This is a genomic window from Streptomyces sp. NPDC045967, assembly GCF_056430495.1.
In genome coordinates this window covers 16,119-27,173 of sequence record NZ_JBWKLE010000014.1, presented here as the reverse complement: position 1 = coordinate 27,173, position 11,055 = coordinate 16,119, and the positions used below count along the sequence as shown (strand labels likewise).

The window sequence follows — 11,055 nt, the reverse complement described above, 5'->3', positions numbered from 1 at the left end:
TCCCGCTCGCCCACCCCCCCCCCCTTCCTCCCGGGGGGGGGGTTCCCCCCCCCCCCCCCCCTCCCTCCCCCCCCCCCCCCCCCCCCCCCCACCCCCGTCCGCCACCGGCCGGCCCTGCGCCGGCCGCCCCTGCCCGGGCCGCCCCCGTCCCCGACGCACCAGCACGAGGATCCCGAGGACCGCGCCCACGCCCATCAGCACCAGACCCCGCGCCCAGACCCTTCCCTCGACCTGCGTGGCCAGGGCGATGCACGACAGGGCCCCGAGTACGGGCACGACCGTGGGCGCACGGAAATGCCCCGCCGTGCCGGACGGGTCACGTCGCAGGACGAGGACGGCCGTGTTCACGGTGAGGAAGACGGCCAGCAGGAGCAGCACCAGCGTGCCCGCCAGGACGTCGATCTCGCCGGTCGCGGCGAGCAGCGCGGACACGACGGTCGTCGCCGCGATCGCGGCCCAGGGGGTGCGCCGGGTCGGCAGGACGCGGGTGAGGAACGCGGGCAGCAGCCCCTCCCGGGCCATCCCGTACGCCAGGCGGGAACTCATGATCCCGGTCAACAGGGCCCCGTTGGCCACCGCCACCAGCGCGATGAACGCGAACAGCTTCGGCGGTACCGCTCCGGCCGCCCGTACGACTTCCAGCAGCGGCCCGTCGGACGCGGCCAAGGTGCCGGTGGGCACGGCGGCCGAGGCCGCCGCGCCGACGGCGGCGTACATCAGCCCCGCGGTGGCGAGCGCTCCGAACAGGGCCCGCGGGTAGGACCGCGCCGGGTCGAGGGTCTCCTCGGCGACGTTCACGGACGTCTCGAAGCCCACGAAGGAGTAGTAGGCGAGCACCGCTCCCGCCATCACGGCGGCCACGGGCGACGCGGAGGCCGTCCCCAACTCCGTCAGCCGGCCCACATCGCCGTCACCCCGGGCGACGATCCACACGCCGAGTCCCACGACGAGCAGCAGGCCGCCCGTCTCGACCAGGGTGGCGACGGTGTTGACCCGGGTGGACTCGCGGATGCCGCGCGCGTTCAGCAGCGCCAGCAGGAGGAGGAAGACCACCGCGACGAGCACCACCGGCAGCGAGACGAGAGCGGTGAGGTAGTCGCCGGCGAATCCGCGGGCGAGTGCCGCGACCGACACGATGCCCGCCGCCAGCATGCAGTAGCCGGCGAAGAACCCCGCCGCCGGTCCGTAGGCGCGCGTGGCGTAGTACGAGGCGCCGCCGGCCCTCGGGTACTTGGTGGCCAGCTCGGCGTACGAAGCGGCGGTCAGCAGTGCCAGCAGCAGCGCACACGTGAGGGGAACCCACACGGCGCCCCCCGACTTCGCCGCCACCTCCCCGATCAGCACGTACACGCCCGCGCCGAGGACGTCTCCGAGGATGAAGAAGTAGAGCAGGCGCGTGGTGAGGACCTTCCGGAGCGGCTGGTGCCCGCCGCCGGTGTCTGCGGGGCGCGAAGGCATGGGTTCTCAACTGTTCTGTCGGGGGAACGGGAGGGCCGGGCACGCTCCGGCCGCCCGGGACAAGGTTCTACTGACCGAGCAAACCCCACCCAAACGGGGTGTTCTCCAAAAAATGCGGCGACCCGACGACGCCATACGGCAGGATGACGCGATCAGAGGGGGGCAGACGCGTGCAGACACACTCGCGGAGCCCCGGATCCCCGGAGCCCCGGAGCCCCGAAAACCAGCTACTCGGAGGCCACCCGGACGGACGTCGACGAGCGAGGTGGACGCGTGAAGGGCACGAAGGCGACGACGACGGGCACGAAGGCGACGAAGATGGGCACGAAGGCGGCGACGTGACGACGGCGACAACGAGGACGACGGGGACGACGTACGCCGGCATCTTCACCCGCCGGTTCGGCCCGCCGCCGAGCGACGACACCACTCCCACCGTGCTGGTGCACGGACTCGGCCTGTCGGGCCGCTACTTCGAGCCCCTCGCCCGGCGACTGGCCGCGAGCGGAACGACCGTTCTCGTACCCGACCTCCCCGGCAACGCCCGCTCACGGGCCGCCGTACGCCGCACCCCCCGCATCCACGACCTCGCCACCACCCTGGCGCGCTGGCAGCAGCACATCCACCCTGGCCCGGCGGTGTGGGTCGGCAACTCCGTCGGCTGCCAGGTCATCGCCGCACTCGCCGCCCACCACCCCCACTCGGTACGGCGCACGGTCCTGGTGGGCCCGGCGCTCGACCCCCGTGCCTCCGCCTGGCGCCAGTGCGGCGGCCTGATCGCCGACGCACCCCGCGAACCGCTCCCCCTGCTCGCGCTGGCCGTGGCCGACTACCTGCTGACCGGCCCCGTCCGCTGCGCGATGTCCTTCCGCCACGCGCTGCGGGACGCCGCCACGTCCTTCGAAGACCATCTGACCCGGACCCAGGCGCCCACCCTGGTGCTCCGGGGCGCCCACGACCCCGTCTGCACCACTTCCTGGACCCGCCGCGCGGCCCGCCTGCTCCCCGACGGCCACGCCCGCGACATCCCCACCGCCGCCCACGCCGCCCACTACAGCGCACCGGACGCAGTCGCCACCCTGATCCGCACCTTCACACCGACCTGAGGCCGCCGACCGGTGGACCGCCCGGCCAGGACGCCAAGGCCGCGTCGAAGCGCCGTACGCGGCGGCTCCGGCACTCCTGTCCGTCACGGCGTCCCCGGCGGACGAGGATCCGCCGACCGGGAGCGGCGTCCCGCCCCACGGAATGCAGCCCGCCCCGGGCCGCCCCGGCAATCCGGACCGCCGGAACGGTCGAGACTTTCCCCTGGTCCTCGTGCACGGCATGCGCGTCCCTGCCACTACTGCGGAGCAACCAGTACGACCCGCCACGAGTCCTCCCCAGCGGGCTTTGGCCGGGCGTGGGCGCGAGACCGTCGGCAGGGGAGGCGCCATGCAGGTGCGCAGGGCAGCGAAGGGCGTCGGTGATCTTCTCGGCCTCGCCGCCGTGACGACGACCGGCTTCTGCCTGACCGCCGCGACGGCCGTCTTCCTCATGCTCTACGCGACGGGCTGCCCGTGCCCGTGAAGTCCACCGCCGGACACTTCTACGGGGCGGGAGCCGCAGGTGTCTGCGGACGCCGCGCAGCAGTCGAGGGCTCGTGCGGGGCTGCCGCATCGCAGGCGGCGGGGATGCCGTCTTCCTCCGGGCGCGGCCAGTGGCGCCCTTCGAGGGCCTCGGCGCTGCGGTTGAGGCGGACCAGGACGTCCTCCAGCTCCCGTACCTGCTCCGGGGACCAGTCGGCGACCACCCGGGCCAGACAGGACCGGTGGGCCTCCCGGTCGTCGGCGAGCCGGCGCCCGCCTTCCGCGGTGATGCACAGCTTGCGCGCCATCCCGCCGTCCGGGTCCGCGACCCGCTCGGCCAGTCCGCAGCGCAGCAGCGCCGCCGTCTGGCGGTTCACGGTCGAGGTGTCGAGTCCGAAGGCGTCCGCCAACTGTCCTATGGACATGGGGCCTTGTGCGTCGATCCGGCTGAGCAGCAGGTACGCCGACCGCTCCAGGCGCTCGGGGTCGCGCTCGCGCCAGGCGAGCACCTGGTGCCGCGAGAGCAGCATCAGCTCCCGTTCCAGCTTCTCCAGCACTGTGCCTCCCGCTCCTGACGGCGCTCCATTATCGCGGACCTGTGAACCGGCGCACCGGCGGGACCCGCGCCGCCTGCACCGCAAGCGCACATATGCATCATACATGCCATGTGTATGATGCACTCCTCACCATTACGGACGAGCACCGCCTCAACCCGGAGGACCCGCATGACCGTCACCCAGCCCACCGCCTCCCGCGCGGCCGAGATCCTGTCCCGGCCCGTCAAGCTGAACGGCCTGACCGTCCCCAACCGCATCGCGATGGCGCCGATGACGCGGATGTTCTCCCCCGGCGGCGTGCCCGGCGAGGACGTGCAGGCGTATTACGCCAGCCGGGCCGCCGCAGGCGTGGGCCTGATCGTCACCGAGGGCACCTACGTCGGCCACGACTCCGCCGGGCAGAGCGACCGCGTGCCGCGGTTCCACGGCGAGGACCAGCTGGCGGGGTGGGCGAAGGTGGCCGCGGCCGTGCACGAGGCGGGCGGCACGATCGTGCCCCAGCTGTGGCACATAGGCATGGTGCGCAAGCAGGGCGAGCCGCCGTACGCGGACGCGCCCGCCGTCGGCCCCTCGGGCATCCGCGTCGACGGCACCGAGGGAGCCGGCAAGGCGATGACCCGCGCCGACCTCGACGACGTCATCGGCGCGTTCGCCGACGCCGCCGCGGAGGCCGAGCGGATCGGCTTCGACGGCGTCGAACTGCACGGTGCCCACGGCTACCTGCTCGACCAGTTCCTCTGGGAGCGGACCAACCGCCGCACCGACGCCTACGGCGGCGACGCGGTGGCCCGCACCACGTTCGCCGCGGAGATCGTGGCCGCCGTCCGCGAGCGCGTCGCGGCCGACTTCCCCGTGATCTTCCGCTACTCGCAGTGGAAGCAGGAGGCGTACGACGCACGGCTCGCGCAGACCCCGCAGGAACTGGAGGCGATCCTGGCCCCGCTCGCCGCGGCGGGCGTCGACGCGTTCCACGCCTCCACCCGGCGCTACTGGCTCCCGGAGTTCGAGGGCTCGGACCTGAACCTGGCCGGCTGGACCAAGAAGCTCACCGGCCGGCCGACGATCACCGTCGGCTCGGTCGGCCTCGACGGCGACTTCATCCGCTCCTTCGCCGGCGAGGGCGCGGCGCTCGGCGACATCGACAACCTCCTGGACCGCATGGAGCGCGACGAGTTCGACATGGTCGCCGTCGGCCGGGCCCTCCTCCAGGACCCGCAGTGGGCGGCGAAGGTCCTCACCAACCGCTTTGACGAGCTGAAGCCGTACGACGCGTCGGCTCTGAAGTCGCTCAGCCGGTAGCCGGTAGCCGACAGCCGAAACCCGCCCGGACAGCCGCTCCGAGAACACCCCGGGACATCGCCCGCCGAGGTCCCGGGGCGCGGGCAGGTGGCAGGTGGCAGGGGGCCGGGCCAGGGCTCAGGGGCAGACTTCGTCGAGTTTGACGGTGCCGAAGTCCACCTTGGTGTCCGTGCTGACGTTGCTGCCGGCGGCCGGGCTCTGACTGCACACCTTCCAGTTCCGGTCGAGGACCTGGTTGCGGTTCTGGCCGAGCGAGTCGTGCGACGACAGCAAGAAGAAGCCCTGTGCCTGCGCCCCGTCCTGAGCGGTCTGGAGAACCTGCCCGACGAAATTCGGTACGGGCTTCGAGACCGTCGCGCTGGGCGCCGCCTTCTGCGCCGCGGTGGGGGTGGGAGCACTGCTCGGCGGTGCGGAGGTGGCCGGCGCCGTGCCGGCGGTCGCGCTGGTGGGGGCGGCGGGGGCCGGGGCGGGGTCGGTGCCGGCGGGCTGGGGATCGCAGGCGCTGAGTGCGAGGGTGCAGGCGACGGCAAGCAGGGCGATGTGGTGGGTGCGCATCACGCCATGCTGTCGGTGCCCGAGGCGCCGTGTACCGACTGTGACCGCTCTGTGACACGAACGCGCCCGCGCGACCGGGTTGAGGAGGAAAACCGGTGAACCGTACGAGCCCCCTCAGCACCCGTATCGCCTCCGGCGTGGTGACGGTCCTGCCGGCCCTGTCGGCCAGTGCCTGCGCCGACAGCAGGAGTGGCGCGCCGAAGGCCCGCAGCGGGGGACCCGTCCGGGTCGAGGGCCAAGGTGCCGCCGAGGCCGCAGGGTTCATGCGTGTCCGGATGCCAACCGGCGCCACCGAGGTCAAAGGGGCGGTGCACAAGAGCTTCCAGGACACCACCTACCTGATCTCCTTCACGGCACCGACGGCCGACGCCGAGGCGGTCATGCGTTCTGACGCCACGTCATCAGTGGTCAGGCCCCGGGGGCGGGGGTGCTGGTGCCCAGCGCCGTACCGGGTGGCGTCGATGACCGCCCGCCGTGCCTGCCGGTAGGTCTCGCGAGCGTGCTCCAGACGGGCGGTCGGGGCCGTCCGGTCGTGCCTGGCGGCTCCGATCAGCAGGAATCGGTGTGCGGGCGCAAGGGCGGTCACCTCCGTGAGAGCAGCGACGGCCGGTCCCGGATCGGGTCGCCTCTCCGGTTGCGGGGCGGGTCCCCAGCCCGGTCGACTGGGCCTCTCCAGATCGCGAAGCTCACGCATGGCCCGGCAGGCAGCGGCGTCCCCGGCTTGCTCCAGTTGCTCCAGTGCGTGCCGCGCCCGCATGCTCCGCCCCCACGCGCGGTCGACCTGCAGGAAAATCGTTCTGAGAGCCGCGCAGGGCGGCCAAGACCTCACGCATCTCCTCGGAAACCACCAGCTCCGCCTCGGCGTGTGCCAGATCGAACGCCCGTCGGGCCGCCTGGACCTCCGCCATCGCCTCCACCTGCACATGGCGCTCCACGGCGTCCACGAACTCACTCGCTGCCCGCAGGTAGACGGGCAACACCGTCCACACCCGCTCCCGTACGGCTTGGGCGTGTGCGGCCTGAGCAGCAGTGGCGGCGGCGTCGCGGGCCGCCTCGGCTTGAGCTCGGCCGCCGCGGGCCTGAAGCCTCGAGCCGAGGACGGTCCCGCCCACCGTGCCGGCGACTCCGGCAACGCCTATGAGCGCCGTGGTGATCTGTGCGTCCATCAGCCCTACCTGCCTTCCCGGTGCTCATGTCGAACAGCATCGGCACGCAGGCCCGTCGTCACACATCAGAACGCGTCGTGCATCGCGACCCGACCCGACCCGGCACGACACGGCCCAGCAGAGGCAGCATGCACGCAGGTGCCACCCCCTCGGCCTCCGGCCGGCCTGCTAGGTTGACCGCTCTTTGGTCATCGTGCGTGAGGGGTGGGGGAGTGCGGGAGATGAGGCGCGGGCCGGCGCGAGCGGGCATGGGTGCCCTGGGGGCGGGTGCCCTGGTGGTCCTGGCGGCGGGACTGACCGCGTGCGGGCCGTCGAACCCGGCGAAGGGCCCGGCCGCAGAGGGTGCGCAGGACCCGAAGCCGGCCGCGAGCGCGAGCGCGAGCGCCGGTGCGGGGCCGGCCGACGGCTTCAAGGCCGCCGGTTCCGTCGGCGGCGACGGCACCGCGTGCGGGCTGCCCGTCTCCTTCGACGTGGCCCAGAACTGGAAACCCAAGGCCGTCACGCACGCCGAGGACGACCAGTTCGCCTCCCTCTTCAAGCAGGGCGGCACGACCCTCGCGTGCGAGATCGACGCCAAGCCCGCCGGAATGATCGGCTTCCTGCGCGTCTGGGTCGCCGACGGGCCGGCCGCCCCCGGAGACGCCCGCACGGTGCTCGAAGCGTTCATGGCCGGCGAGAAGGTCAAGGGCGCGCCGGTCTACACCGAGGTGCGGGCCGGTACGGGCGGCGCCACCGGCGGGACCGCGCTGCCCGCCGTCCAGGTCTCGTACGAGACGGCGCCTTTGGACGAGCCGAAGAAGGAGAGCGCCTTCGCCGCGGTGACTCCCGGCGGCAAGGCGGTCGTCATCCACCTGGGCGGGTTGGACAGTGCCGAGCACGACCGGATGCTGCCCGCCCTCCGGCTGGCCCAGCAGTCGCTGAGGGCCGCCGGCTAGGCGGCTCCGTTCAGGCAGCGGTCCAGGAGTCCGTGCATGCGCGGGACGGGAAGGGACGGGTTGGACGCAGCGCCCTCCGCGGTGCGCGGGTCGGCCAGGAGCAGCTCCAGGGCCTCCGGTGCCAGGCGCGGATTGGCGGCGGCCGCCCGGCGCACCGACACGTCGGGATCCCCCACCGGCGGCTGGGGCAGGTCGGGATCGGCTGCGGCCAGGGCACGTACCTCCGGGTCCGGGTGGCCGATGAGGTGCGTCCGGCCGGTGCGCGGGAAGTGGGGCAGCGTCAGCAGGTGCGGACGGTGGGCCGGGCGGGCGACGAAGACGGCCAGGAGCAGGTGCGGCGGCGCCAGCGGGTGGTGGCAGGCCAGCCGGATCCGTACCTCCTCGTCGTCGTCCCGCGCGAGAGCCCCGACGAGCTCCGCGGGCAGGCCGGGCCAACTCGCCGCGACCGCGCGGAGCGCCGGTTCCCCGGAGGCCGCGCAGGCGGCGTACCAGTCGGGTGACGGCTCGGTGGCCGGCTGCGTGATCGGGCAGGTGCAGTCGCGACCGTGATCGACCACGCTCCGGACCGCCTCGCATTCGGTCCAGGTACGGATGGAGGGCTGGAGGCGGGCACGCATCCGCACGTCTTCGTCCGGATCCCGCCTCAGCTCCGCCGCCGCCGGTCCCAGGTCGGGTCGGGTGGCGACCAGCCTGCGGATCTCCGCATCGGGGTGGCGGGCGAGCCGGGCGACGGCGTCGGCCGGGGTATGGCGGTTGTGGGCCAGCGGGAGCACCTGGTCGTCCGCGAAGCACCGCTCGACGACCGCGGGGGACAGGGCACAGGTGCTGAGCACGGACACCGCGTAGCGTGATCCGATGGGCGGCAGCTCGGCCTCCACCGCCTCAGGGTCCAGCTGCCGGCTGCCCCTCCCGGCTGCTTCCCGTACGGCGGGATCGGGGTCATCGAGCAGGGCGTCGCGCTGCGCAGCGGTGAGTGACTGCCACTGGAAGGCGGCGTGCAGACGGAGTGCGGGGTGGTCGTGACCGGCCATGTCCCGCGGGAAGGACAGCGGGACCTGCCGGGAGGACCAGAGCTCCCCGACGATGTCCTTTTCGCTGAGCCTGCCGTCCTCGCCTCCTTCCCGGGCGGTCAGGAAGGTGACGAGGATGTCGTTCGGCAGGGGCCGGACCCGCCGGGGCCGGAGCCAGGTGCGGGGGCCCCTGGCGAGGTGCGCACGGACGAGTCCCGAAGGGTCCGATGCCAAGGGAGCGAGCCGTGCGGGGTCGACGTGCAGGTTGCGGGCGAGGGCGCGGCGGATCCGCTCGACCGGGTGGCACAGGGCCGCGTCGATGACGGCGTCGGGCAGGTCGCGGTCCTCGCACATCAGCGAGCCGGCCTCACCGGCCGCTTCGTCCAGGAGACGTATCAGCACGTCGGCGGGCGCCGCCGCGTTGAAGGCGACACCGCGCAGCCACAGTTCACTCAGGGATTCGGAGTCGGACACCGCGTCATCCTGCCATCTCGTCCCACTCCCACACCCAGCCCCACTCCCACTCCCGCATCCGCGCTTCGGCACCGCCCGCGATCTGACGGCAGGCACTCCGGGGACCCAACCCGTTGGGTTCCGCACCGGCTCCTCCGGGACTCCCGGCGGGGCGAGCGGGCGAGGGTCCGCCAGGTGGCGGGCCGGGCCGCTGCGGACGTAGCGGCCAGGGCTGGTGCCGAGGACGCGCTTGAAGTGCCGGGTGAAGTGGGACTGGTCGTAGAAACCGGCCGAGACGGCCACCAGGCGGGGGGCCATGCCCGCGAGGAGCAGCTTGCGGGCCAGGTCCACGCGCCGCCCCGTTCAGGTACTGGTGCGGCCCCATGCCGAACTCCCGGCTGAACACCCGGACCAGGTGCGCGGGGTGGACGTGGAGCGCCGCCGAGGCGTCCTGGAGGCTGACGCCCTCCACGAACCCGGTGTCGAGGAGGTCGCGCAGCCGGTGCGCGATACCGGCGTCGCGGGTCGGTGCGCGGTCCTCGAAGCGTCCTTCGAGATGGTCGCGCAGGCGCTCGGAGACCAGCGCCAACCGGCTCTCCGCCTCCAGTTCGTCACCGGAGCGCTCGAGCACCTGGTGGAGCTGGTGGACGCGCCGGCGCAGCAGGGGGTCGTCGGACGGGGCTGTCGACCGCCAGACCGATGAGGCTGTCGCCGAGCTGCGAGGAGTCGAGATACAAAACCCGTTTCCGAAAACCGGCCGGGGTCACCGAGCGTCTACCTTCTGGGCGCGCTTTGCTGGGCGGTGTACAGCATCGCCTCCGACGTTGCATCCGGAGGGCAGTTCCCCACCGGCCGGCTGATCGGTGCGCGCACGTTGACCTTCTCGGCGAGACCTCCATCCACGTGCAGGCCCACCGTGTAGTAGTACGTCGCGCCAGGTTGGTCCGGCGTGCCCGGCACCACCGGCACGTCCCGCAGGAGGCGCCCGAGCCGGGGACCACCACGTCCCCGCAAGTGAACTCCGTGACCTCCGCGCCGAGGCCCCCCCGCCCGACCCTCTCATGGCCCAGAACCAGTGGCCCGGCGTGCCCGTTGGCCCGGTGCGGGGTGGCGAGCGGAATCAGCACGGCGCCCGGGAGTCACGCCTCCGCCGAGGCCGCCGTCCCGCCGGTCAGTTCCGCGAGGGTCTGCTCCAGCCAGGCGCGTTCGGCCTGCTGCGCCGCACGAGCCATGATCAGCATGCCCTTGCGGTAGCGGTCGTCCACGTCCTTGATGCGCGCGGGCGCGCCCGAGTGGCTGAAGAAACTCGCGGGCCGGGTGAGGAAGTCCAGCCGACGCCGGAGTACGGCCGCCTGCTGTTCCGGTTCCGGCAGCCGGCTCAGGAAGGCGAGCAGGGTGAAGAAGGAACCGCCGTCGGTGATTTCGCTGGTCTTCGGCTCCGACAGCCGCCGCATCAGCTCCTCACGCCCGCTCTCCGTGATGCGGAGCACCTGGCGCGTACGCGCCCCGGCGTCGGCCTCGGGGTGCCGCTCCAGGTGGCCCGCCTCCCGGAGCCGGTTGAGCGCCGGGTACAGGGCGCCGTCGCTGACGGGCCGGTTGTGGCCGATCAGGTCGGAGATGACCTGTCTGAGTTCGTAGGCATGCATGGGTCGCTCGGCGAGGAAACCGAGGATTGAAAGCGCCAGCACGGCTCTCCTTTCCGTGGTCGCCCTCAGTCTACTTACCTCTTTTCGAGGGACTCTAATCGAGGTATGTTGCTAACGTGCCGACTGCACAGGTCCGTTGAGGGGGTGGTTCGACCGTGCGAGCCGTAGTGCTGGACCGCCCGGGCGGCCCGGAAGTACTGCGCGTGCGTGACCTGCGGCGGCCGCGATTACGCGCGGGCTGGGCCCTCGTACGGGTCATGGCCCTGGGGCTGAACCGCTCGGAGCTGTTCACCCGCCGCGGGCTGTCCCCCGGCGTCTGCCTTCCCAGGGTCCTCGGCATCGAATGCACGGGTGTCATCGAGGAGTCGTCCGACCCCGGTTCCCCGTGGGCACGGCCGTCGCTGCCGCCAT

11 protein-coding genes and 3 pseudogenes are annotated in these 11,055 nt (G+C 72.9%); 6 read left to right on the top strand and 8 right to left on the bottom strand.

Annotated elements, in window-relative coordinates; genetic code table 11:
* The coding region (locus tag AC07FY_RS24170) for an APC family permease (protein WP_479009512.1) at positions 1-1,458 on the bottom strand (1,458 nt) is incomplete at its 3' end.
* A 338-nt stretch (positions 1,459-1,796) separates the two neighbouring features.
* Between AC07FY_RS24170 and AC07FY_RS24165 the strand changes: the two genes are divergently transcribed.
* Together AC07FY_RS24165 and AC07FY_RS24160 are read left to right on the top strand one after the other, a co-directional pair.
* Complete coding sequence (locus AC07FY_RS24165) at positions 1,797-2,561, top strand: alpha/beta fold hydrolase (RefSeq protein ID WP_479009509.1); 765 nt, start codon at positions 1,797-1,799, stop codon at positions 2,559-2,561.
* 328 nt (positions 2,562-2,889) lie between these two features.
* Positions 2,890-3,024 (top strand): hypothetical protein, encoded by a 135-nt coding sequence (locus AC07FY_RS24160; RefSeq protein ID WP_479009506.1) that lies wholly within the window; start codon positions 2,890-2,892, stop codon positions 3,022-3,024.
* Positions 3,025-3,043: 19 nt separating this feature from the next.
* Here the strand turns inward: AC07FY_RS24160 and AC07FY_RS24155 are convergent, their stop codons facing one another.
* The gene (locus AC07FY_RS24155) at positions 3,044-3,553 is read right to left on the bottom strand and encodes a MarR family winged helix-turn-helix transcriptional regulator (protein WP_479009742.1); all 510 of its coding nucleotides are present in this window, start codon (positions 3,551-3,553) and stop codon (positions 3,044-3,046) included.
* Between the two features lie 195 nt (positions 3,554-3,748).
* On the opposite strand from AC07FY_RS24155, the gene AC07FY_RS24150 reads away from it, so the two are divergent.
* Positions 3,749-4,879, top strand: coding sequence for an NADH:flavin oxidoreductase (locus AC07FY_RS24150; protein ID WP_479009504.1), 1,131 nt, complete (start codon positions 3,749-3,751; stop codon positions 4,877-4,879).
* 117 nt (positions 4,880-4,996) lie between these two features.
* Here the strand turns inward: AC07FY_RS24150 and AC07FY_RS24145 are convergent, their stop codons facing one another.
* Complete coding sequence (locus AC07FY_RS24145) at positions 4,997-5,434, bottom strand: PASTA domain-containing protein (RefSeq protein WP_479009501.1); 438 nt, start codon at positions 5,432-5,434, stop codon at positions 4,997-4,999.
* A gap of 95 nt (positions 5,435-5,529) precedes the next feature.
* Here AC07FY_RS24145 and AC07FY_RS24140 point away from each other — a divergent pair, with 95 nt between their 5' ends.
* Positions 5,530-5,922, top strand: coding sequence for a hypothetical protein (locus AC07FY_RS24140; protein ID WP_479009498.1), 393 nt, complete (start codon positions 5,530-5,532; stop codon positions 5,920-5,922).
* Between the two features lie 198 nt (positions 5,923-6,120).
* On the opposite strand, the gene AC07FY_RS24135 is transcribed toward AC07FY_RS24140, so the two are convergent.
* Entirely contained in the window at positions 6,121-6,600 is a 480-nt protein-coding gene (locus AC07FY_RS24135; protein ID WP_479009495.1) for a hypothetical protein, read from the bottom strand.
* A gap of 221 nt (positions 6,601-6,821) precedes the next feature.
* Between AC07FY_RS24135 and AC07FY_RS24130 the strand changes: the two genes are divergently transcribed.
* Entirely contained in the window at positions 6,822-7,535 is a 714-nt protein-coding gene (locus AC07FY_RS24130; RefSeq protein ID WP_479009492.1) for a lipoprotein, read from the top strand.
* Here AC07FY_RS24130 and AC07FY_RS24125 read toward each other — a convergent pair.
* The 4 genes and pseudogenes from AC07FY_RS24125 to AC07FY_RS24110 all read right to left on the bottom strand — a co-directional run bounded on the left by AC07FY_RS24125 (position 7,532) and on the right by AC07FY_RS24110 (position 10,686).
* The gene (locus AC07FY_RS24125; RefSeq protein WP_479009740.1) at positions 7,532-9,019 is read right to left on the bottom strand and encodes a hypothetical protein; all 1,488 of its coding nucleotides are present in this window, start codon (positions 9,017-9,019) and stop codon (positions 7,532-7,534) included. The two genes, AC07FY_RS24130 and AC07FY_RS24125, sit on opposite strands and share 4 nt — an antisense overlap.
* Positions 9,020-9,208: 189 nt before the next feature.
* Positions 9,209-9,783: pseudogene (locus tag AC07FY_RS24120) on the bottom strand (helix-turn-helix transcriptional regulator); the annotation flags it as partial.
* Between the two features lie 201 nt (positions 9,784-9,984).
* Positions 9,985-10,125 (bottom strand): annotated as a pseudogene (locus tag AC07FY_RS24115) (hypothetical protein); the annotation flags it as partial.
* Between the two features lie 12 nt (positions 10,126-10,137).
* Positions 10,138-10,686 carry a PadR family transcriptional regulator gene (locus AC07FY_RS24110; protein ID WP_479009489.1) on the bottom strand — a complete coding sequence of 183 codons (549 nt, stop codon included), beginning with the start codon at positions 10,684-10,686 and terminating at the stop codon, positions 10,138-10,140.
* Positions 10,687-10,799: 113 nt separating this feature from the next.
* Here AC07FY_RS24110 and AC07FY_RS24105 point away from each other — a divergent pair.
* Positions 10,800-11,006: pseudogene (locus AC07FY_RS24105) on the top strand (alcohol dehydrogenase catalytic domain-containing protein); the annotation flags it as partial.
* Positions 11,007-11,055 lie beyond the last annotated feature (49 nt).